19 protein-coding genes are annotated in these 22,140 nt (G+C 43.3%); 7 read left to right on the forward strand and 12 right to left on the reverse strand.

Features of this window, described 5'->3' with window-relative positions:
- Window positions 1–19: 19 nt before the first annotated feature.
- From ribBA to nusB, 3 genes are all read left to right on the forward strand, one after another.
- A complete protein-coding gene (gene ribBA / locus ICN28_RS03660; protein WP_216286298.1) occupies window positions 20–1,153 on the forward strand; it encodes a bifunctional 3,4-dihydroxy-2-butanone-4-phosphate synthase/GTP cyclohydrolase II in 1,134 nt (377 codons plus the stop codon).
- A gap of 51 nt (window positions 1,154–1,204) precedes the next feature.
- A complete protein-coding gene (gene ribH / locus ICN28_RS03665) occupies window positions 1,205–1,696 on the forward strand; it encodes a 6,7-dimethyl-8-ribityllumazine synthase (RefSeq protein WP_216286299.1) in 492 nt (163 codons plus the stop codon).
- Window positions 1,697–1,768: 72 nt separating this feature from the next.
- Entirely contained in the window at window positions 1,769–2,209 is a 441-nt protein-coding gene (gene nusB / locus ICN28_RS03670; protein WP_216286882.1) for a transcription antitermination factor NusB, read from the forward strand.
- An 85-nt stretch (window positions 2,210–2,294) separates the two neighbouring features.
- On the opposite strand, the gene ICN28_RS03675 is transcribed toward nusB, so the two are convergent.
- Window positions 2,295–3,107, reverse strand: a complete 813-nt coding sequence (locus tag ICN28_RS03675; RefSeq protein ID WP_216286300.1) for a transglycosylase SLT domain-containing protein — start codon at window positions 3,105–3,107, stop codon at window positions 2,295–2,297.
- Window positions 3,108–3,574: 467 nt separating this feature from the next.
- On the opposite strand from ICN28_RS03675, the gene ICN28_RS03680 reads away from it, so the two are divergent.
- Complete coding sequence (locus ICN28_RS03680; RefSeq protein ID WP_216286301.1) at window positions 3,575–4,981, forward strand: NAD-dependent succinate-semialdehyde dehydrogenase; 1,407 nt, start codon at window positions 3,575–3,577, stop codon at window positions 4,979–4,981.
- A gap of 13 nt (window positions 4,982–4,994) precedes the next feature.
- Here ICN28_RS03680 and trmB read toward each other — a convergent pair whose 3' ends face one another.
- The 5 genes from trmB to ICN28_RS03705 form a co-directional block, all read right to left on the reverse strand.
- Complete coding sequence (gene trmB, locus ICN28_RS03685) at window positions 4,995–5,810, reverse strand: tRNA (guanosine(46)-N7)-methyltransferase TrmB (protein ID WP_216286302.1); 816 nt, start codon at window positions 5,808–5,810, stop codon at window positions 4,995–4,997.
- A gap of 16 nt (window positions 5,811–5,826) precedes the next feature.
- Window positions 5,827–6,714, reverse strand: coding sequence for an undecaprenyl-diphosphate phosphatase (locus tag ICN28_RS03690; RefSeq protein WP_216286303.1), 888 nt, complete (start codon window positions 6,712–6,714; stop codon window positions 5,827–5,829).
- Between the two features lie 87 nt (window positions 6,715–6,801).
- Window positions 6,802–8,022 carry an ABC transporter permease gene (locus ICN28_RS03695; protein ID WP_216286305.1) on the reverse strand — a complete coding sequence of 407 codons (1,221 nt, stop codon included), beginning with the start codon at window positions 8,020–8,022 and terminating at the stop codon, window positions 6,802–6,804.
- Window positions 8,022–8,744: an ABC transporter ATP-binding protein gene (locus ICN28_RS03700; protein WP_216286307.1), complete on the reverse strand. Its 723-nt coding sequence runs from the start codon at window positions 8,742–8,744 to the stop codon at window positions 8,022–8,024. The genes ICN28_RS03695 and ICN28_RS03700 overlap by 1 nt, the downstream gene beginning before the upstream one ends.
- 28 nt (window positions 8,745–8,772) lie before the next feature.
- Window positions 8,773–10,065 carry an efflux RND transporter periplasmic adaptor subunit gene (locus ICN28_RS03705; RefSeq protein ID WP_216286309.1) on the reverse strand — a complete coding sequence of 431 codons (1,293 nt, stop codon included), beginning with the start codon at window positions 10,063–10,065 and terminating at the stop codon, window positions 8,773–8,775.
- 269 nt (window positions 10,066–10,334) lie between these two features.
- Here ICN28_RS03705 and ICN28_RS03710 point away from each other — a divergent pair, with 269 nt between their 5' ends.
- A complete protein-coding gene (locus ICN28_RS03710; RefSeq protein WP_255536115.1) occupies window positions 10,335–11,858 on the forward strand; it encodes a TolC family protein in 1,524 nt (507 codons plus the stop codon).
- A gap of 106 nt (window positions 11,859–11,964) precedes the next feature.
- Here ICN28_RS03710 and ICN28_RS03715 read toward each other — a convergent pair whose 3' ends face one another.
- The 3 genes from ICN28_RS03715 to ICN28_RS03725 form a co-directional block, all read right to left on the reverse strand.
- On the reverse strand, window positions 11,965–13,215 hold the full coding sequence (locus ICN28_RS03715) for a HipA domain-containing protein (RefSeq protein WP_216286311.1): 1,251 nt from the start codon (window positions 13,213–13,215) through the stop codon (window positions 11,965–11,967).
- Window positions 13,215–13,484, reverse strand: a complete 270-nt coding sequence (locus ICN28_RS03720; RefSeq protein ID WP_216862360.1) for a transcriptional regulator — start codon at window positions 13,482–13,484, stop codon at window positions 13,215–13,217. Before ICN28_RS03720 ends, ICN28_RS03715 begins: the two co-directional genes overlap by 1 nt.
- A 126-nt stretch (window positions 13,485–13,610) precedes the next feature.
- Window positions 13,611–16,016, reverse strand: a complete 2,406-nt coding sequence (locus tag ICN28_RS03725; RefSeq protein ID WP_216286889.1) for a Tex family protein — start codon at window positions 16,014–16,016, stop codon at window positions 13,611–13,613.
- 381 nt (window positions 16,017–16,397) lie between these two features.
- Here ICN28_RS03725 and ICN28_RS03730 point away from each other — a divergent pair, with 381 nt between their 5' ends.
- Window positions 16,398–17,939, forward strand: coding sequence for a Fic family protein (locus ICN28_RS03730; protein ID WP_216286313.1), 1,542 nt, complete (start codon window positions 16,398–16,400; stop codon window positions 17,937–17,939).
- Window positions 17,940–17,977: 38 nt separating this feature from the next.
- On the opposite strand, the gene ICN28_RS03735 is transcribed toward ICN28_RS03730, so the two are convergent.
- The 3 genes from ICN28_RS03735 to ICN28_RS03745 are packed head-to-tail and all read right to left on the reverse strand — an operon-like array spanning window position 17,978 to window position 21,643.
- A complete protein-coding gene (locus tag ICN28_RS03735) occupies window positions 17,978–19,981 on the reverse strand; it encodes an acyltransferase family protein (protein WP_216286315.1) in 2,004 nt (667 codons plus the stop codon).
- Between the two features lie 49 nt (window positions 19,982–20,030).
- On the reverse strand, window positions 20,031–21,140 hold the full coding sequence (gene waaC / locus ICN28_RS03740) for a lipopolysaccharide heptosyltransferase I (RefSeq protein ID WP_216286317.1): 1,110 nt from the start codon (window positions 21,138–21,140) through the stop codon (window positions 20,031–20,033).
- 26 nt (window positions 21,141–21,166) lie between these two features.
- Window positions 21,167–21,643 (reverse strand): hypothetical protein, encoded by a 477-nt coding sequence (locus tag ICN28_RS03745; RefSeq protein ID WP_216286319.1) that lies wholly within the window; start codon window positions 21,641–21,643, stop codon window positions 21,167–21,169.
- A gap of 152 nt (window positions 21,644–21,795) precedes the next feature.
- On the opposite strand from ICN28_RS03745, the gene ICN28_RS03750 reads away from it, so the two are divergent.
- Window positions 21,796–22,140 (forward strand): zinc ribbon domain-containing protein YjdM, encoded by a 345-nt coding sequence (locus tag ICN28_RS03750; RefSeq protein WP_216286321.1) that lies wholly within the window; start codon window positions 21,796–21,798, stop codon window positions 22,138–22,140.

Here is a 22,140-nt window from a genome sequence, read left to right on the forward strand (position 1 = left end):
GCTTTAAAATCACGGGTCTATGTCAAGCACAGCCTACTCCTTAGCCAGCGTTGAAGAAATCATTGCAGAAATGCGTGCTGGCCGCATGGTTATTTTGGTCGATGAAGAAGATCGTGAAAACGAAGGCGATCTTGTTTTGGCCGCAGATCATGTCACACCTGAAGCCATTAACTTTATGGCTAAACATGGTCGTGGACTGATTTGCTTAACGCTCACACGTGAGCGCTGCGAACAATTGAACCTACCACTCATGGTACGTGATAACACGGCTGCTCTAGGCACCAACTTCACGGTATCGATTGAAGCCGCTGAGGGTGTTACAACAGGTATCTCAGCAGCTGATCGTTCACATACCGTCAAAGTGGCAGTTGCCTCCAATGCCAAACCACGTGACATCGTCATGCCGGGCCATATCTTTCCTTTAATGGCTCAACCTGGTGGCGTGTTGGTGCGTTCAGGTCATACAGAAGCTGGCTGTGATTTAGCTGAACTTGCTGGCTGCAGCCCTACTTCAGTGATTTGTGAAATCATGAAAGATGACGGCGAGATGGCTCGCCTACCGGATTTAATTGAGTTTGCTAAAGAGCATCAATTAAAAATTGGTACGATTGTTGACTTAATTCATTACCGAAGCCGTCACGAGAGCATGATCAGTCGCGAAGGCACTCGAACTTTTAATACCCCATGGGGACAGCTGCAAGGCATTGCCTACAAGGACAGTCCAACAGGATGTGCGCATTTAGCACTAATCAAAGGAAAACCAGGCCCTGAAAAAGAAACCTTGGTTCGCGTGCATGAGCCCGCAACCATTTTAGATGTGCTTGAAACCGTTCAAGGTCAGCACTCTTGGCCAGTAGCAGAAGCCCTGAAGACAATTGCTGAAAGTGAAGTGGGTGTTATGGTGCTTTTGAATTGCGCTGGTTCAGCTGCTGTTAATACCGATGCATGGTTCAATGAATTTGGTAAGTTAGATGGTTTGGCACCTGTTAACCCTCAAAGGAAAACAGATTTCCGAACCTACGGTATCGGCGCACAAATTTTAAAAGACTTGGGCATCACAAAAATGAAGTTATTAGCCAAACCTAGTAAATTGCCAACCATGTCTGGCTATAACTTAGAAGTCACTGGCTACCAGTCGTACCAAGCCAAATAAAAATTAATCGTCCTATCTTTGTAGTTTCATTATTTAAATAAAAGGTCCCAAATGCCATTAAGCAATATTGATCGAATTGAAGCTGACTTAACTGGTCAAGACCTCTGCATTGGCATTGTTCAAGCTCGTTTTAACCCAGAACATTGTGAGGCACTCACTGTAGCCTGCGTTAAAGAGTTGATAGCCCTTGGTGTTGCTGAGGAAGATATCGTCATTACAACTGTGCCGGGCGCTCTTGAAGTTCCTTTGGCGCTACAAAAGCTAACTGAGAGTGGTGAGTTTGATGCGTTAATTGCTCTAGGTGCAGTGATTCGTGGTGAAACGTATCACTTTGAATTAGTTTCTAACGAATCTGGCGCAGGCGTAACTCGAATCAGTCTCGATTATGGTATTCCGATTGCTAACGGCATTTTGACTTGTGAAACTGATGCTCAAGCTCAAGCACGGGTTATCGAAAAGGGCCGCGATTGTGCTCGTACAGCAGTTGAGATGGCTAATCTTTCTATTGGCCTGACACCTGATGATGAAGTTGAAGAAGAATAATCAAAGATAAGAGCTTATATCGCCATGAACTTTGATCCCCAACAACTCAATAAGCCCATTTCTTCCGTAACCGTGAAACGGTCTCTCACGCCACGTCGTCGCGCGCGAGAATACGCATTACAAGGTGTCTACCAATGGTTAGTCGTTAAGGCCGCTGGCGGGTTTGCGGACTACGCCACTATTGCAAAACAATTAGGTGAAGATCCTGGCTTTAAAAAAGCTCAAAAAGAATTATTTGATCATTTGTTCTCTGGTGTTGTGAATCACTACGACACGTTGGAGAACCATATCAAACAGCATATTGATCGCCCAATGGAAGAATTATCGCCAGTGGAATATGGCGCCCTTCTAATTGCAGCATTTGAATTAGCTGAAGATATCAGTGTGCCATTTAAAGTGGCTATTAACGAGGCTGTGGAGCTCGCTAAGGTCTTTGGTGGTACGGATGGTCATAAATACGTCAACGGTGTATTAGATAAGCTAGCGCAGCAGTTAAGACCTCATGAAATGTAATGGGTCAATCATTTGCCATCTAACGCTGAATTGAATCAATAAAAAAACCTCCCTAGGGAGGTTTTTTGCTATTCGTCCTAGTTGCTTAAAGAGGGTTGCTTAAGAAAGTGACAGAAGCAAACTTGGTTGAAGCCACATTGCGGATCCGTTCGCGCTCAGCCAACACCTTTTTACCGTATCCGCCATCATTGATCCACACCGATGAAGCGCCTACATATAAACGTAAACCGGCATCCAATGAACCACCTTTAGCAATGTACTGGCGCAGAATCAATGAACCTACACGCATATTGGCATCAGGATCTAAAGCTGCGGCATGACCACCAAATAACTGATATTTGTCCGTATGCACTTGGGTCATCACTTGCATGAGACCTTGGGCCCCTTTATTACTCTCAGCAAAAGGATTGAAACTTGATTCAACAGCCGTTACAGCCAAAATCAAAGTGGGGTCTAAATCAACCTCACGGCTGACTTGAATCGCCTTATCAACAAACTCTAAGCTAGTTGAGTGGGCAATCTTATATTTGTCAGCAACATAGCGAGCCACTGCCTGACGCTCTGCTGAGCTTTTCAGAATCTGTTGATCCATGGCTTGACCATCAATCATGCTAGCTGGGATCTTTGCCGCTTCCTCTGCTACAGAGGGAACTGTACCAAAGCTATTCTCTAAGATTTTGTAGGCTTGCGCTGGTATTAACCATGTACCCAACTCAACACGCATGGGTTGGTTAATCCAAAGGGCGCCGAGAGTAAAGCAAGTGAGTACACCCATGGCGCTCATCAAATTACCTAACTTGGCCTTCATCACAGGAAAGTGAGTCGATACGGCGACCGGCACAGTTGTTACTCTGCCTTTGCTCGTGATCTCAGTCATCTTTAGTGTGTTTGTATCCATTTACCTTTACCTTCAAAAAATGTCTTGATTGCTTTTTTCAAACTGCACCTCATTCAACTGCTTTAAAAATGGTGCACCGCAACATCTATTTGTGATAACGAATATTAGGAAGAGTTATATAACCTGTCAAGAATATAGAATATATATATTCATATTTTTAGTTATTAAAAGACTGTATGAATAGCCAGCTTTTATGCCCATATGATTGGGTAGTCATTGACCTATAAGGATAAAATATTGGTTAGCAAACACTAACTTCATAATGTAAAAAAACTATATTTAGTGTCTTTTTTTAAATAAAAATCGATAGATAGATTCGTATTCACTCTAGAGCTGATGAAATATTCGTGAATCATGCATGACACAACGAACCATCTTCCTAATTTTTAAAACAACCCAAAGGCCTCATTCGATCAGCGCAAGGTGAGGCGTCGTTTCATGATGAGCAGTGTGCTAACCTTCAACCCATGAGCCAAGATCAAAATAAAACCCCAAGCTTTCCTGTTCTCAACCCCGCCACGGGACAAGTTATTACTCACGTGCCCAATATGGGCGCGATGGAGGCAGAGTTAGCGATTCAAAAAGCTAATGAAGCTCTAACCTCATGGAAAGCTAAGACCGGAAAAGAAAGAGCAGCGGCTCTTAAACGATGGTTTGAATTAGTCACACGCGATAGCAATCGCCTTGCAGAGCTGATGACACAAGAACAAGGGAAACCTTTGGCTGAAGCCAGAGGTGAGGTTTTTTATGCTGCTTCTTTCTTAGAATGGTTTGCTGAAGAGGCAAAACGAGTGACTGGCGCTATACCAACCACCACTTGGACGGATAAACGTATGCTGGTACTCAAGCAGCCGATTGGCGTTTGCGTTGCCATCACGCCTTGGAACTTCCCTCTAGCGATGATCACCCGGAAAGTAGCCCCTGCAATTGCTGCAGGATGCACCATTATCATCAAACCAGCCGAACAAACACCACTTTCAGCTCTCGCTCTAGCTGAACTAGCTAAAGAAGCAGGTATACCCGATGGTGTGATCAATATCGTCACTGCCGATGCGGATCATTCAATTTTGGTGGGTCAGGTGCTTTGCAACTCTCCTATTGTTCGACACCTTTCATTTACAGGATCAACCCCCGTAGGGCGGATTCTGATGGCGCAATGTGCCCCAACTGTTAAAAAACTAGCCCTAGAGCTCGGTGGCCATGCACCTTTTATTGTTTTTGAAGATGCTGACTTAGATGCAGCGGTTGAGGGTGCCATTTCGTCTAAATACCGTAATGCCGGACAAACCTGCGTATGCACCAATCGCTTTTATGTCCATGAAAGTTTGCATGACGCATTTGTGCAAAAGTTAGCTGCAGCCAGCCAAATGATTAAAGTAGGTCCAGGATCAGAGAAAGGCGTTCAACAAGGCCCCTTGATTGATGAACAAGCAGTTCAAAAGGTAGAAGCCCACGTTCAAGATGCGTTACAAAAAGGAGCTCGCCTTGAGTCTGGTGGCAAACGTCACGCCTTAGGCGGCACCTTTTATGAGCCCACCGTTTTATCAGGAGTTCAACCTGGCATGCTGATCACAACCGAAGAAACCTTTGGTCCTGTGGCAGCGGTCATACCATTTAAATCAGAATCAGAAGTGATTGCAGCAGCTAACGCCAGTGAGTTTGGCTTGGCCTCCTACTTCTACAGCCGAGATATTGGGCGCGTTTGGCGGGTAGCTGAAGCTTTAGAGTTTGGTATGGTGGGAGTCAATACTGGATTGATTACCAATGAAGTTGCGCCATTTGGTGGTGTTAAACAATCAGGCTTAGGTCGCGAGGGAAGCACTTGGGGTATCGATGAATACCTCGAGATGAAATACGTTTGCTTGGGCCTTTAAGAAAAAGTAAATCTTACTTTTTCTTAAATACCAAATCCCAAACACCGTGTCCTAAACGGATACCTCGGTTTTCAAACTTGGTCACAGGTCGATAGCCGGGTCTTTCAGCATAGCCCCCTTCAAGTTGGCCTGTGTTCTGCAAACTAGTCTCTGCCAATAGAACTTCCATCATCTGCTCGGCATACTCTTGCCAATCCGTGGCTAAATGCCAATACCCACCTGGTCGAATACGACTAGCTAATAAAGCCACAAACTCTGGCTGAATCAAACGGCGTTTGTTGTGGCGCTTTTTATGCCATGGGTCTGGAAAGTAAACATGGACACCATCCAAATAGTTTTCGGGGATCATGTTCTGCACCACTTCCACCGCATCGTGACGCATTAAACGCAAGTTAGTGATCGTTTGCTCGCCAATCACTTTTAGCAAAGCACCCACACCCGGCTCATGAACCTCAATTGCTAAGAAATCATCTTCAGGACGAGCTTGGGCAATCTTAGCCGTGGTCTCCCCCATGCCAAAACCAATTTCTAATATTTTGGGGCGAGCCGTTGAGTTGACTGTTGGGCTAGCTATTGATTGAAAAGCCTTCGCCCAATCTATAGCTGCGCCTGTATAAGGTAATAAAAATTGCGGCCCCAAGGTTTCAATCGCTTTGGCTTGACCCGGCGTTAAGCGCCCTGTTCGTAAAACAAATGACTTGATACGATTTAGGTAATGCTCTCCTGCAGCGATTTTCTCGAGATCAGGTCGCTCATACAAGCGTGGAGCGCTGGATTTTTCATCTTGAGAAAATGACTGATCTGACGTTTTACGTTTTATCTCTGACATAGTTTTATTAATTAGATTAGTTGGACCACTGCACGGTTCCAGTCCATGCGGTTAATAAAACAATCAAGCCAAAGATAATTCTGTACCAAGCAAACATCGTGAAATCGTGGGTTGCCACATAACGAATCAACCAACGAATACAAACAAATGCTGAAACAAAAGAAACAGCAAAACCAATACCCAAGGCCGGTCCAAATGTTGACCAACTCGCGCCACCATCTGAACCCAAATCACCTAAAACATCACGTAGCTTAAATAACTCATAAACAGTTGCACCTGAAATCACGGGAACAGCTAAGAAGAAAGAAAATTCTGTAGCCACATGACGAGGCAAACCAAACATCATGCCCCCAATGATCGTTGCACCCGAGCGTGATGTCCCGGGGATCAAAGCCACACACTGAGCTAGACCGACTTTGAGAGCATCTTGCCAACGCAAATCATCGACACTCTGAATACTTGTTCTAGTTAAAACAGAATCGGATAACTGAACGGTTATTTTTTTCTGGCGCGACTCTACCCAAAAAATAATCAAACCACCCACAATAAACGCAGCGGCCACAGGCACAGGCGAGAAGAGTGCAGCTTTGATATATTTACCCAATAACAATGCTAGAACAATCGCGGGGATCGTCGCTACCGTGATATTGATCGCAAAACGCTGAGATTGTCGTCTAGTGAATAAACCCGATAAAACGCTAACAAGTCTTTGGCGGTATTCCCAACAAACAGCCAAAATTGCACCGAACTGAATGATCACAACAAAGGCTTTACCTTTTTCATCATTGAAGTTAAGCATGTCACTGACAAGGATCAAATGACCTGTCGATGAAATAGGCAAAAACTCAGTGAAACCCTCCACCAAGCCCAAAATAACCGCTTTAAGTAATAAGTAGATATCCATACCGCCATGATAAAGGGCTTACGGGAAATATCTATTAATTTATAGTTTTAGTAAAGGTAATAAAGTTATTGATGATCTTTGCTGATCTTACTCATACCTCAAAGCTTGTATCGGCTGCATAGCCGCTGCTTTACGTGCCGGGTAGTAACCGAAGAAAATACCAATCATGGCTGAGAAACCAACCGCCAAGATAATGGGGAAGATGGTCAGCTCTACTCGCCAACCAGCTAAGTTTGCCACCAACCAAGTTCCCAGAACACCCAATAAGATCCCCAAGAAGCCGCCGATAGTGGACAAGGTAATTGCTTCGACTAAAAACTGACTCAAAATATCTTTGCCCCTAGCGCCAACAGCCAAACGTAAACCAATTTCTCGAGTTCTCTCAGTCACAGATACCAACATGATATTCATGATGCCGATACCCCCCACCAATAAACTCACAGAGGCAACAGCAGCTAGCAAAATGGACATCACTTTGCTAGCTGCTTCTTGAGCTTGTAGTATTTCTGTCAAATTGCGTAATGAAAAATCATCGGGGGTATTAGGAGACAAGCGATGACGCTGCCTCAGCAACTCTCTAACTTTATCTTCAGCCTCTTTCATATCAACCCCATCTCGAGACTTGATGAAAATTGAACTAACGCGACCAATGCGTCCTTGCAAGGCGCCAAATATTTTATTTCTGGCAGTCGACAGCGGCAAGATCACAATATCATCTTGATCTTGCCCCATCATGCTTTGGCCCTTTTTTTCTAAAAGACCAATCACAGTAAAAGGCACACCTCTCACACGAATGATTTGATCCACTGGATCAGTTTCACCGAAGAGTTCACGCGCGACGGTTTGACCAACAATGGCAACTTTGCCAGAACTGGATAACTCACCGTATTCAAACATCCGCCCACTCACCAAACCCCAATCACGTGCTTCAAAATATTCAGGCGTAGCACCCACAATGGCTGCTAACCAGTTGGTATTCCCCCAAACAATTTGGCCACTGCCTCTTTGAGTTGGGGCTGCTACCTGAATCTCGGGTATCTCGCGCATCACAGCCCAGGCATCATCCTCCACGAGTGTTTGCGCAGTCCCTGTTCCACCGCGAACACCCGCTGTTGTGACGGAGCCAGCCCAAAGGATCATCAAATTAGAGCCCAGACCTGCAATCTGTTCTTTGACTTTTGCTTGAGCACCACTTCCAACGGCCACCATCACAATCACAGCAGCCACGCCTATGATGATGCCTAGCATCGTTAAACCAGAACGTAACTTATTGATCTTGAGAGCTTGAAGGGCGATGAGTAAGTTCATTAAGTTTTACTCTCAATCCTTGGTGGATTTTTCTGATCCGATAAAACACGACCATCTTTAAAAGTAATGGTGCGTTGCGCATAGGCCGCCACATCTTGCTCATGCGTCACTACCACGACAGTTATGCCTTGTTGATTTAAATGCGTCAACAAGTCCATGACCTCGCCACTGGTTTTAGAATCCAATGCACCTGTGGGCTCATCCGCCAAAATTAAATCTGGGTCATTCACCAATGCTCTAGCAATAGCCACTCGCTGCTGTTGACCACCGGATAACTGAGCTGGCGTGTTGTTCAACCTCTCACCCAAACCCACTTGCTGTAAACGTTGCTGGGCATGATCCAAGCGCTCTTGCTTAGTCAACCCCGCAAGAACTCCCTCGCGAGCATAGAGCAAAGGTAAAGCTACATTCTCAAGAGCGGAAGTTCTAGCCAATAGATTAAATTGCTGAAATACAAAACCAATGCGGCGATTGCGAAGGGTTGCCAACGCATTGCTATCCATGGTGGCTATGTCTTCACCCGCTATCAAACAACTGCCACTGGTAGGTTGATCCAAGCAACCAATCATGTTCATGAAGGTTGACTTACCTGAACCCGAGGCACCCACAATCGCCACAAATTCACCTTGCTGTATTTCTAAGCTAACATCATTCAAGGCATGCACCAACTGTTCACCAACTCCATAGGTTTTCACAAGATGGCGGGCTTGGATAAATGACATGATCGTCAGAAATTCTTAATTTATAAAATTAGAAGAAACGAGGGCCAGTTGGCCGAGCAGCCTCTGAACCACCTGTCTTTTGCACGCCAATAATGACTTGATCTCCTACTTTCAATGAAGATTCTCCATTTTCGGTAGGCAAAATCTCACTGGCAGTACCATCACTTAAACCTACTTGAATTGTTTTTTGAACAGGTTTTTTCTTAAGTCCGCCCTCTTCCAAAACCCAGACTTTACGAGAAGTGGCTTTTGGCATCCCGCCATAAGGCTTTAAAGAAGATTTATCAGTTGTAGCTGAAGTCGTGTTCGAGTCCGACTTATTTGGTTTTGAGGTTTTGGATTCTTTAGCAGAATTATTTTCAGCACCCTTACCCATCACCGCATCCGGCATCTTAAAACGTAAAGCAGCATTGGGTAAACGCAAGACTTTTTCTTTTTGCTCGGTGATGATGCTGGTGTTCGCTGTCATACCAGGCAATAGTTTTAAATCAGGATTGGAGGCGCTGAGAAGAACGGTATAAGTCACGACATTTTGAACATTCAATGGCGCCTTACGAACTTGCTTCACTTGACTCTGAAAAGTTTGACCTGGAAAAGCATCGACTGTAAAACTAGCAGCCATACCCGCTGTAATGCGACCCACATCCGCTTCATCAATCGATGTTTCAACCTGCATATCAGATAAGTCTTGAGCGATGATGAACAACTCTGGCGCCTGCAAGCTAGCGGCTACCGTCTGACCTCTCTCCACACTGCGCTTGACCACTACACCATCAACTGGCGCTCTAATGACCGTATCATCTAAAGCTTTTTTAGCCATCGCCATAGAAGCTTTAGCACTCTTATAAGCACTCAAAGTTTGATCAAAAGCAGACGGTGAAATAAAGTTTTTCTCGATTAACTTTTTATTGTTCTCATGATTACGGTTCGCTAATATGTAATTAGCCTCCGCTTGCTCAAAGCGAGCTTGCCACTCACGTGGGTCAATACGTGCAATCACCTGACCTTTTTTAACAACATCATTAAAGTCGACATAAATATCTTGCAGCATGCCGGAAACCTGCGTACCCACTTGAACTGACTTAACAGGATTCAAGGTACCACTGGCACTGATTGTTACTGCTAGAGGACCCTCTTCCACAGCGACAGTTTTATATTGTGGATCACTCCATCCGAATGAAGCTGCCAAGAACTTCCAAATCACTATGAATACAATAAAGGTTAAAAAGCTATAGAGAGCTTTACGAACCCATGCGTGAGCACCTATCCATTGACGGATAGTGTTGAAGTACACGAGGCGCTGATTCCAAATGTTTTGCATGACTGCTTTCTATAAGCTAAAAATTAACTTTGACGATTTACATTTCTATTGTGAATCAAAAACTGAATTTAGTTTAAAAGCCTGATGATTAAGTGTTAATTGAGTTAATTTGCATCAATAAAAGCATCATTTTATTCAAAGCTAAAGAATACTTATAGGAAAGGCATAAGCATTTTTCAATCCATGAAATAAAAAGCCTTCGGGGTCAGTCCTTTTTGAAGGTTTTTTAAAAATCTGCAAAGCAAACCAGTTTGGTGGAAAATAGGGAAATGAAAGCAAAAAGCATGATGGATACCGTATTACGCCCAAAACATAAGCAACTAGTGCTGCTCTTAGCCCTGGCTTGGAGTGCCCCGCTGATGACCAGCCCTTCGTTTGCACAAGATAAGCCTCCGGTGATGGTGGTTGAGCCTAGCAAAGCTGCTTTAAGTTCGACCAAAGCCAATCAAGCTCAAGAGACTGACTTACTCAGCTTGTATCGTCAAGCCGCTCTGAGTGACCCCACCTTTACTTCTGCCCGATACAGCCTCCTTGCTGGAAAAGAAAAAACTTGGCAAGGACTTTCAGTCTTATTACCTCAAGTGAACGCCACCGGTAATGAAACCAAAAATGATTTGTACAGACGAAGTCCAGCCCTAGGCTCTTCAGACCTTAAGAGCCGCGGCTGGAACGTCCGCTTAACCCAACCCTTATTCAGTTGGGATAAATGGGAACAATTTGGCCAAGGTAACTTGAGCGCCGCGATTGCAGAGGCTCAATTTGCTGCAGCTGAGCAAGATTTAGTTTTGAGAGTTACTGAAGCTTACTTCAACGTTCTCAATGCGCAAGACACGCTTAATCTCAATAGAAATAAAAAAGCATTAATTAGCGAGCAATTAGAACAAGCCAAACGTAATTTCGAAGTGGGTACCTCAACCATCACAGATACCCATGAAGCGCAGTCACGCTTCGACTTAGTTGTTGCGCAAGAGTTGGCAGCAGAAGCGGACTTACTGATTAAGCGCAGCGCCCTAGAGCAATTAACGGGCTCTCAGATTGGCAATCTAAAAAGCTTGAACGGTAACGCCAAAATTGAAGTGGTCGCTAAAGATCGCAAGCTAAAAAACAAAGGCTATCAAAAATCACAAAAAGTGAATATTGAGTCTACAACACAAGTGCAACCAGGCCAGACCATCCAAGATTGGGTGAAACAAGCTGAAGACGTGAGCTATGGCATCTTAGCTAGCAAGCTAGCTTACGAAATCGCCAGCAAAGATACCAAAAGAGCAATGGCAGGCCATGCTCCTTCTGTTGATTTAGTAGCGCAACGTGGTTACAACGATTCTGAAGGTGCCGTAGGGACAGATGCCATCACATCTTCAAAAACGTATTCCAACCAAGTCATCGTTCAGGTCACAGTTCCTCTATTTTCTAGCGGCTACACGCAATCACTTGTCCGAGAGAAATCAGCACTTGCTAGCAAGGCTCTTTCAGACTACGAAGCGAAGCGTCGTGAAGTAGCCCAAGCGACTCGCCAAGCTTACCTTGGATTTAATAATGGCTTGGCTCAAGTCAAAGCCTATGAAGCTGCTGAGATATCCGCATTAAGCGCTTTGGAGTCGAATAAGCTAGGCTACGAAGTTGGCGTGCGTATCAATATTGACGTCTTAAATGCTCAAGACACTTTATTTACAACACGCAGAGATCTAGCCAAAGCACGCTATGACACCATTCTGAATGGTCTTAAACTAAAAGCTCAAGCTGCAGTTCTTAGCGATGAGGATCTACAGTCAGTGAATGCGTTGTTGAAGTAAGTACATCTTGTACTATGGTGCAATTTTTTTCATTCTAAAATTGCACCATAATGCAAAAACAATTATTTGAATTAGACAAATTTCTGCGAGTTCTACTTAAAAATACTTAAGCTATTCGCTTCATTAATTTACGGCTGTTACTCATAACGTAAATTTGTAGCTTGTCTATAAAACTTTGGCTCTTAGGGTCCTTGGCATTGCAACTCAAAATAGCCTCATCTAAAGATCTTGGTAATTTTTCAAATAAATCTTCAGCAATCTTGATCACGTAGCTTCGCTGAAGATTCAGATCTTCACAAAAGCCCGTGATCTCTTTATCGCCAATCTGACCAGCCTCATATTGATCATTGACTGACATCGCTAAATTTGAAGAAATTCCTTTATAAACCTGGGTTGACATTAAGTCATAGAAAGGTGACAAATAAAACTTACCATCTATCTTATTGATGGATAGGTTTTTAGCATGGCCATCATGATTACCTACCATCAAATTAAAAAACAACCACTGCACCAATGACTTTATGTCATTGACAGCATCAAAGCTATGATTCTTAATTAAGTTTGCACAGTCTACAAAACCGGGGCCACCATCTTGCTGATACTTTCTATCTGAAGTTTTGCCAAATAATTGACAAAAATCATACTGAACAACTCTTTTAAGGTTTTCTTTTCTTACTTCTCCATCAAAAAATCTATCAAACCTTTTAACAACACATGATTCGGTGTGTGGCTCATAAAATGTCTCTGCAACTTTTAAGCCGCACAAAGATGCAGTCTTCATGATGATGGCTTCATTTAGGGCTGAACGCCAAATATTTTCAAATTTGATGATTTCTGGTTTGACAATATGAGTTGATGGCGACACCCCTATTGGCAGCATCACTTGATCATCATTAAAAATTGCAATTGAAAATTTTCGTTGAGCTCCAGCAATTGAGATGCGACTTGCTTCGAGTAATCCACCAGCATTATGAATGCCATCTTTTTGAATTTTTTTAGCTAGCTTTTCCCAAGTGGTTTTCTCATAAGCCAGTGGATCAACACCAGTTCCTGAGGGAGTCATAATGAAACCTCCCACCGTGTCACCTGCAAATTTCCACAGTAAACCAAACAAACTTCCAACCTTGTGCTGTGAAGTCAAATACTCCCTTAACTCTGCTTCAGGCAATAAGTTTTCAAAAAATGAAGTGATCATTGGACCATTTTGTAATCCAACTATTTTGGGAATACCCAAAAGAGCAAAGTGATCTTTTTTTGATAACCACCCTGAGTCATACTCAAAAGATAGTGGTGATCCATCGACTAGATGGCCGATTAGTTCACCCTCCCAGTAAATATCTAAGGACTCCTGAGGCATCAAAGATCACCCGATGTTTTTTCTCTGATCACCATCTCCAAACCTAACAGGTTGAGGGTGTCCAAAGTTTTCTGGAACTGTACTGTTGGCTTACCAGCCTCTAATTCAATAATGAATCGGTTACCACTATTACTCACGCCAGCTATATCTAATTGAGTCAAACCCAAGGCTTTTCTTTGAGCGCGCATCAACTCACCTAAGGTTTTAGTGTCACTGACCTTTAGCCCCTCTATATTACTTAACGGTAATTTTTTATGATTTTTCAGCATATTTTAATATTTAGTTACCTAACGGTAATTAAATATGATTATACGCCTAGATTCTAAATATTGTTACCGAAAAGTAACAATATTTAGAATGGCTGAGGTTTAAACAAGCTTTGTATAAAACCCGTATTAGTTTTTAGCTTTCAACTTAGCAAATGCCTCCGCAAAAGCTGTATTGCCTTGCGGCGCCTGCGATCTCGACTGAGCTTGGTGAGAGGGTTTTGATGATCTGGCTTGCGATCTATCACCAGCCTCTGAACGAGAGGATGAAGCAGATGAGTTGGAAGATGACGGTGCAGAATCATTTAACTTCATCGTTAAACCAATGCGGCGACGCTTCACATCCACTTCAAGTACTTTTACTTTCACAACTTGACCCGCTTTAACCACCTCATGCGGATCTTTCACAAACTTATCAGCCAAAGCTGACACGTGAACCAATCCATCTTGATGAACACCAATATCAATAAAAGCACCAAAGGCTGCAACGTTAGTCACCACACCTTCCAAGATCATGCCTGGAATCAATTGATTGATATCTTCCACGCCATCTTCAAAAGTGGCTGTCTTAAATTCGGGCCGTGGATCACGACCAGGCTTTTCCAACTCAGCCAAAATATCTTTAATGGTTACAACACCAAACTTGTCATCCACCAACTTTTTAATCACATCATTAGCAGCAACTTGCTTGATCAGCTCTTTATTACCAATCACCTCGGTAACGGGTTGACCTAATTGCTTGAGGATCTTCTCCACCAAAGGATAAGACTCAGGATGAACCGATGATTGATCCAAGGGGTTATCACCACCACTGATACGCAGGAAGCCAGCGGCTTGCTCAAATGCTTTATCACCAAGGCGTGGCACTTCTTTTAAAGCCTCACGATTATTAAAGCGTCCTTTGGTATCTCTAAAAGAAACAATGTTTCTAGCCAAGCCCGCATTCAAACCGGATACTTTAGACAGTAATGGCACAGATGCTGTATTGAGATCCACACCCACGGCATTCACACAATCCTCTACGACTGCATCAAGGGTTCTAGATAGTTGAAATTGGTTCACATCGTGCTGATACTGGCCCACACCAATCGCCTTAGGTTCAATCTTCACCAATTCCGCTAAAGGATCTTGCAAACGTCGCGCAATGGATACAGCACCTCGCAATGAAACATCCAACTCCGGAAATTCCAAAGCGGCTAACTCGGATGCCGAATAAACCGAAGCACCTGCTTCAGACACCACAATCTTTTGCAAAGGATGCGCATCAGAACCTTGCTTAGCCGATAGAAGTTTCATAAGATCTTTCACCAAACGATCTGTCTCACGGCTAGCGGTACCATTACCAATTGCCACTAAAGAGACCTGATGTTTAACGCATAAAGCTCCTAAAACCGCTAAAGAGCCATCCCAATCTTTACGAGGCTCATGAGGGTAGATGGTAGACGTTTCAAGCAACTTCCCTGTGGCATCCACAACAGCCACTTTGCAACCCGTTCTAATTCCGGGGTCAACCCCCATCACTACTTTCGGGCCAGCAGGAGCGGCCAATAACAGCTCGTGGAGGTTGCGTGCAAAAACTTTGATTGCCTCTGTCTCAGCAGCTTCGCGCAACTGTGTAAACAGTGCCATCTCTAACGAGAGTGACGTTTTTACACGCCATGTCCAACGGCATACCTCTGCTAACCACTTATCAGCAGGACGACCCAATGACTCAATGCCCACATGCTTGGCAATCATCACTTCACACGGGTGAGGCACCAAAGATTCTTGCGACTCCTCCAAAGATAACTTCAATTGCAATACAGTCAATTGACGTCCTCTAAAAAGAGCTAAAGCACGGTGAGATGGCACCAAACGAATAGGCTCCGAGTAAGCATAGTAATCACGGAATTTTTCTTCTTCCGCCATTTCTTTACCATCTGCCACCTTCGATGTCATGAAACCTTGAGTCCATAAGAACTCGCGCAACTTAGACAATAGCGGCGCCGTCTCAGAAAATTCCTCTGACAAAATATCTCTTGCTCCATCCAAAGCCGTTTTGACATCGGGCACATAAGGATGAGTACCCTCTTCACCCGCTTGAGATTTTTTTATTTGATCCGCACTCAACGCAGCATAAGCAGTTGCATCGATATTGATATATTTAACAGCCTCGACCTGAGGATCTAAAGTAGGATCTGCCATCAAAGAACGAGCTAAAGGCTCTAAACCAGCTTCACGCGCGATCATGGCCTTGGTGCGGCGACGCGGCTTATAAGGGAGATAAAGATCTTCTAAAGCCTGTTTCGTCTCTGCGGCAGCAATCGATTTAGCCAAGGCATCGGTCAACTTATCTTGATCGAAGATGGATTTCAAAATCGCTACTCGGCGATCTTCTAGTTCACGTAAATAAAGTAAGCGCTCTTCAATGCCACGCAACTGGGTGTCATCTAAACCACCGGTTACCTCTTTACGATAACGGGCAATAAATGGAACAGTTGCTCCCTCGTCCATTAAAGCAATTGACACAGCAATTTGCTGTGGTCGCACATTCATTTCTTTGGCGATTTGGTTATTAATACGCAGAGCAATTTGCTCTGCTGATTCAAGAATGAGAGGTTTAGCTGGAGAATTCAATATAGATGACTTTGTGTAAGTTGGAATGATGAAGTATTTCTAAGAGGATCGATTCTAAACACATCAACGCCGGCTCTACTTTTTTAGAAATTTGACAACGTAGAAAACGATCTACTTAAGCGCTTCAGATGGCCAGCAATCATGCAATCTCAAACTGGATTTAGCCTATTTCGGACAATAACAAAGTAAATTTAATCACAATAACATAGTAAATTTATGTACAATAACAAAGTAAATTAAATATCAATAACATAGTAAATTTAAATATAAATTTACTAATAATCAATAACTTAATTCCTTATGCTAGATAAAAATAAAGAAAATTTAGTCGAATCAAAGAGGCTTTCAGAAGCCCTAAAGGCACTGAAAAATAGTCAAAATAAAAATCAGGGTGCTATTGAATCAAAAGATCTTACTGAACAGCAACGCTTGCTGCTGCTAGAAACCGGATTTATTCGCTCAGTCATGAAGGGATGGTACGTCTGCTCCAACCCCAGTGACCATGATGGTGATTCCACTGCATGGCATGCCAATTACTGGGCTTTTATAGCAGGGTATTTAGGTAAGCGTTTTGGTAAGCGCTACTGCCTAAATGCTGAAGCTTCACTTCTCTTGCACACGGGTAGCACAACCGTACCACGACAAATAACTGTCATCACCCAAGATGGTGGTACAAGCATTCTTAAACTCCCATTTGATACATCACTTGTACTTTATCAGGATGAACAGCGTATCTCGAAGACTAGAACCGAATTCAAAGGAGTTCAGGTATTGCCCTTATCAGAGGCATTGTGTGCTATTGGTCCTCAATTCTTTATTAGCCACCCAACAGAAGTAGAAATTGCACTAGCTATGATCAGGGATCCATCTGAGCTATTAGCCATTCTATTATTGGATAAATGTCTTCCCACAGCGGCATCCCGTCTCGCGGGTGCCCTAGCATTTACCAAAAGAAATGATGATGCAGAACGCATCATTAAATCGTTAGCTAGAGCAGGGTATCCTATTACGGCAAAAAATCCTTTCGTACTCACTGAACCGAGCATCAGTCAATCACGTGAAAAATCACCCTACGTCCTTCGTATTAAATCGATGTGGGCTAAGTGGCGTGATGATGTCATCGCTAATTTCCCAAAAGCTCCTGGACTACCAACAACATCAACGGCCTATTTAAAACAAATAGACGATCGGTATATCACCGACGCTTACAACTCTCTATCAATTGAGGGTTATCAAGTAACGGATGAATTAATTGAGCGCATCGCCCATGCTGGTTGGAATCCAGACATCAGTGCAGAAGATAAAAAGAGTCAGGATGTTCTTGCAGCGCGCGGCTACTTTTTGGCATTTAAGGAGGTGAAGGAAAGTATTAAGTTAATTTTGGAAAAAGATAATCCAGGAGAAGTAATTAGAAAAAATCATCACGATTGGTATGCCTCGATGTTCAATCCTGCGGTACTTGCTGGTATTTTGCAGAGTCATCAATTAGCTGGTTATCGAACGGGGCCCGTTTTTATCCGTAATTCTTTACATACCCCACTTCCTAGAGAAGCTCTGCTCGATAGCATGGAAACTTTATTTGATCTTCTCGCTACTGAACCAGAGGCATCCGTTAGAGCCGTATTAGGTCATCATTTATTCGTATTCATACACCCCTACTTTGATGGTAACGGTCGCATAGGACGATTTCTCATGAATGCGCTGCTCGCTTCGGGAGGGTATCCTTGGACAATCATCCGATTGAGTGAACGAGAGCGCTACATGAGCGCCCTAGAGAGGGCCAGTGTGGATGGCGACATCAAACCATTCACTCAATTCTTAGCCGGCGAAATGACTCAGTAGTCAATCATTCAAGTTACTCGATTGATCCGTATTGGTATTTATTGACCTTTTAATAGAACCGGTAACTTTGCTAAAAAATCTTTTGCAATCATTGAATTGGCATAATCGGAGTAATGATCCCCATAACTATATAAAAACTGACCATCCTTCGAAATGCCGCAGTGATTATTAGCCACATCACACACCAAACCGGTAGGATCATAAACAATTAAGCTTGGGTTCTTCGTTTGAATAGTTTTAATCCATAAACGATAACGCTCATTGGTGTGCTGGTGCTGCTCATAAGTCATGCTGCACAATGGATTTTCTTTGCGATATAAAAACTGATTGAAGAATTCACTTTTTGTAAGACCACCACTGATACAACTTTTCGGGTCAGGGAACCCCGGATGATCCACTAAGAGCATCACTCGCTTACCAGCTTTCTCAAGCAACTGAATCGCATTACTCACGCCCACTATGCCCTCATCAAAATGAGGGCTGGTATCCATGCCTTCTTTGGTGTAGACCTCTCCAAGTGAAAATATAGCGCGGGCTGCCGGCACCAATAAAACAGCTTTGATGTCATTATTTTTGAGAAGAGCATCAATCACATACTCATTCTTTCTGGCATTACGACCTTGCAAGCGAGGAATGTCACCAGCCATCGGAATGGCATTACCAATCATCATCCACCTTGGTGCATTTTGGTTAACGGCTTCTCTGGCTAAACCATAAAAAATAGCTTCGCCTTTACTGTCACCCCAAACGGCATACGTTGCTTTCTGATCTTTAGGGCTATAACAAGAATTCAGAATCAATTTAGCCTCTAAAGGGATACCGCAATCATTCGCCCAACGGCCACGATCTGCGCCCATATTAAGAGAGGCAGGATCTGCGTTCAATAGACCTGCGTGTCTTGATTTAACACCTTTTGTTTTATAAACCGCTACACCAGCCAAACAAATCAAAAACATCAAAATGGATAAAAACCAAATGAGTGAACGTTTCTTCTGCGAAGCTCTAATCGGCTTTTCAATAAGTAGAAAAGTTAATCCAGCTAGAAACACACTGATACCCACCAATACCCAGCGCACATCAGCCGGTGGTGTTTCAGAGTAAATGATTCTGGCAAAAGACAGCAATGGCCAGTGCCACAAATAAAGCGGAAAACTAATTAATCCAACCCCAACAAAAAAACGCTTGGATAAAACTAATTTATTAAACAGGGCCTCTGGTCCGGCAGCTATCAATAAACCAGACCCCAAGACCGGTAATAATGCCCACCAACCTGGAAAAGCCCGACTTTCATTGATCACCACAAAACTAATGACAATCAATACCAAGCCTAGCAAAGATAAAACATTCTTGTGGCGCTGAATAATGCCTGTCAATGATGTTATCGGATGAATCGCTTGGTACGCTAAAAAAGCACCAACAGCCAATTCCCAAGAACGGCTTAATGGTGAATAAAAAGTACCAGACGGATCAACGCCAATACGGACAACGTTCCAAATAAAAGACAAAACAGCCACAGCAAGGATGACATAAAGAACATTCCAAGAACGCTTGACCACAAAGTAAAGCAACAGAGGCCAAACAATATAAAACTGTTCCTCAATCCCTAAAGACCAGAGATGCAATAAAGGCTTGGTGTCACCTGCAGCATCAAAATAACCTGCTTCTTTCCAAAACATCAAGTTAGCAATAAAGCCCGCACCGCCACCCACATGCTTACCCAATGCACGATATTCAACCGCTGTTAAAACAATCCAACCAAATACCAAACAACATAACAAGACCACACTTAAAGCGGGGAAGATACGGCGCACACGACGCGCATAGAAAGTTTTAATACTATAAGTGCCACCCTGAATATCTTTTAGCAAAATACTGGTAATTAAATAACCAGAAATCACAAAAAAGATATCGACGCCTATAAAACCACCCGGCAAAAGATTAGGAAATGCATGAAACAAGACAACTGGCAAAATAGCTAAAGCACGCAAACCATCAATATCTGGGCGATAAGAAATGGAATGGTGATTGAATGGTGTAGTCATAACGATTTATCTCTCTTCTATATCAAGACTCAACTACTATAGTTAGCTCTCATTCACCCCAAACCGTATTCATAGCCGATAAAACTTCTTCGGTTGATGGTGGTTGACCTTTATCACCCAAGTTATAAATATGGGGTGACCAATAACCCTCTGTTTTCCAACGAGGCGAGTCACAATAGAGCTCAATGGTTGGCATTCCTAAAATAGCCGACAGATGCGTTAATCCTGTATCCACACCAATCGTCATCTTGGCACCTGCTACCAAGCCAAACGCATCAGCAATTGAAAATGAGTTCGGCACAATCGCTTTAGAACCGACTAAGCCAGCCAATGTGTACTGACCTGCTATTTTTTTAGCCAAGTTCTGGCTCACTTCTTTTTCTTTGTCATTACCCCAAGGCAGAATCACTTGGATGCCACGCGCCACCAAAGCCTTACCAACCGCCACCCAGGCTTCATCAGACCAACGCTTGGACTTGCCAGCCGTCGCATGAAAGCACATCACATAGGGTTGACTCACATCAAAACCTAAATCAACCCGTGTTGAAGCAAAGCCTAACTTGGCAGCATCCACCAAAGACTGAACATAAGCTTTGGGATAAAAAAGAGGGGGCGACAAGGTGCGATCTGGCACAGGCACATCAAGAGCTGAAGCAGTCACCCAGCGAGAGCGATCCACCGCATGGCAATGGAATGGCACTTGCACCGCATCGCTGTAAAACTGACGAGCCCATGGCTCGTAGCCAGAAAACTCTGTTTGATTGGCCAAACCAAAAACACGTGCTGTTTTTGATACATTGGCTAACTTGGTCACCCAAGCAGATTTAAGTAAACCTTGGGTTTCAATAATCAGATCGTAGGAAGTCAGAGAGATATCCGCTTTAAAAGCGATGTATTCCTGAATACTTCGAATAAATTCGCCTCTCTTCAAAGCCTTTTTCCAGCGACGGAAGGCCAGAGGAATAATCCGATCGATGCCGGCAAAGGAGGCACCATCAGCAGATGATTGCGTTTTAAGAGGCTCCAGTAAGCCCACATAACCCTCTTCCACCACCCAATCGATTTGGGCATCAGGATAGTGGGCACGCAAATCCCAAACCATCGGCAAATTGTGTAAAACATCGCCCAAAGAGGACAATTTAACGATCAAAATCTTCATGGGGGCATTTTATCCCTTGGATGAGGTCAAATCGTCTTTTCTAAGCTTCTTTTCTTTACTTTAATCTCCTCAGAGTAACTCCAGCCTTTGGAGGTTTCTTTCATAATGAGATGAATGACCTGTTCGGTTTGGTTCATGGCATTCACAAGGTTTCTGACTTTTTCATGACCATCTGAATGTGCGATGAAAAATACTCTGATCAAACTGTCAGCATACTTGGGTAATTTGCCAGTTTTTTCCCATTTAGCCACTGCTTGCTCTGTCACACCAAACTGAATACCCAAAGACTTTTGAGATAACAACATGGACTGTCGGATATAACGAAACTCTGTACCCGTCAAATGAGCTGGTTTCATAGCAAGCGCTTTACAAATCGCCATCGTTAATCCAGCTTGATCTTCTATCGTTACAGCCTTGCCATAAGGACCTTTTTCCAACTTAAAACCATTGGCTAACCAAATGTTTCGAAGACCGCCATCAGTCAATGGATATATTTTTTTCATCGTTATTTCCTGAGCCAAATTACGGGTACTACAACACAAGTTCTAGCTCTTTTATTTTTAGGGCCACACCTAAAAATAAAAGTTAAATATTATTATAAAATATATAAGTAAATATTGAATTTTCCAGGGTCATTGAAGGCTAAAATCAGCGTATGCCTAATAACTCAATCCCAGCATGCCCTGTTTGTGGCATGGAAAATACCTACCCTGATGGTGACAACTTCATTTGTCCTGATTGCTCCCATGAGTGGTCGGCTAATTCAAATCAAGAAGAAACCGAAGAAAAAAGAATTCATAAAGATGCTCACGGCAACATCTTGAATGATGGCGATAGCGTCACCCTTATCAAAGACCTCAAAGTCAAAGGCTCCTCTTTGGTGATCAAAGGCGGCACCAAGATCAAAAATATTCGTTTGGTCGACGGTGACCATGACATTGACTGCAAAGTCGATGGTCAGAGCATGTTGCTCAAGTCTGAGTTCATGAAGAAGGCTTAA

It is taken from the genome of Polynucleobacter sp. 30F-ANTBAC (assembly GCF_018882385.1).
GTDB lineage: Bacteria > Pseudomonadota > Gammaproteobacteria > Burkholderiales > Burkholderiaceae > Polynucleobacter.

What these genes read in the sequence shown, in the direction of transcription:
- ICN28_RS03730 (WP_216286313.1), top strand. Translation starts at nt 16,398, where the DNA reads ATGCTAGATAAAAATAAAGAAAATTTAGTCGAATCAAAGAGGCTTTCA.
- ICN28_RS03700 (WP_216286307.1), bottom strand. Translation starts at nt 8,744, where the DNA reads ATGTCATTTATCCAAGCCCGCCATCTTGTGAAAACCTATGGAGTTGGT.
- ICN28_RS03735 (WP_216286315.1), bottom strand. Translation starts at nt 19,981, where the DNA reads ATGACTACACCATTCAATCACCATTCCATTTCTTATCGCCCAGATATT.
- ICN28_RS03695 (WP_216286305.1), bottom strand. Translation starts at nt 8,022, where the DNA reads ATGAACTTACTCATCGCCCTTCAAGCTCTCAAGATCAATAAGTTACGT.
- ICN28_RS03720 (WP_216862360.1), bottom strand. Translation starts at nt 13,484, where the DNA reads ATGCTGAAAAATCATAAAAAATTACCGTTAAGTAATATAGAGGGGCTA.
- ICN28_RS03750 (WP_216286321.1), top strand. Translation starts at nt 21,796, where the DNA reads ATGCCTAATAACTCAATCCCAGCATGCCCTGTTTGTGGCATGGAAAAT.
- ICN28_RS03690 (WP_216286303.1), bottom strand. Translation starts at nt 6,714, where the DNA reads ATGGATATCTACTTATTACTTAAAGCGGTTATTTTGGGCTTGGTGGAG.
- ICN28_RS03745 (WP_216286319.1), bottom strand. Translation starts at nt 21,643, where the DNA reads ATGAAAAAAATATATCCATTGACTGATGGCGGTCTTCGAAACATTTGG.
- ICN28_RS03715 (WP_216286311.1), bottom strand. Translation starts at nt 13,215, where the DNA reads ATGCCTCAGGAGTCCTTAGATATTTACTGGGAGGGTGAACTAATCGGC.
- ribH (WP_216286299.1), top strand. Translation starts at nt 1,205, where the DNA reads ATGCCATTAAGCAATATTGATCGAATTGAAGCTGACTTAACTGGTCAA.
- waaC (WP_216286317.1), bottom strand. Translation starts at nt 21,140, where the DNA reads ATGAAGATTTTGATCGTTAAATTGTCCTCTTTGGGCGATGTTTTACAC.
- trmB (WP_216286302.1), bottom strand. Translation starts at nt 5,810, where the DNA reads ATGTCAGAGATAAAACGTAAAACGTCAGATCAGTCATTTTCTCAAGAT.
- ICN28_RS03705 (WP_216286309.1), bottom strand. Translation starts at nt 10,065, where the DNA reads ATGCAAAACATTTGGAATCAGCGCCTCGTGTACTTCAACACTATCCGT.
- ICN28_RS03680 (WP_216286301.1), top strand. Translation starts at nt 3,575, where the DNA reads ATGAGCCAAGATCAAAATAAAACCCCAAGCTTTCCTGTTCTCAACCCC.
- ICN28_RS03710 (WP_255536115.1), top strand. Translation starts at nt 10,335, where the DNA reads ATGAAAGCAAAAAGCATGATGGATACCGTATTACGCCCAAAACATAAG.
- ICN28_RS03725 (WP_216286889.1), bottom strand. Translation starts at nt 16,016, where the DNA reads ATGAATGTGCGACCACAGCAAATTGCTGTGTCAATTGCTTTAATGGAC.
- ribBA (WP_216286298.1), top strand. Translation starts at nt 20, where the DNA reads ATGTCAAGCACAGCCTACTCCTTAGCCAGCGTTGAAGAAATCATTGCA.
- ICN28_RS03675 (WP_216286300.1), bottom strand. Translation starts at nt 3,107, where the DNA reads ATGGATACAAACACACTAAAGATGACTGAGATCACGAGCAAAGGCAGA.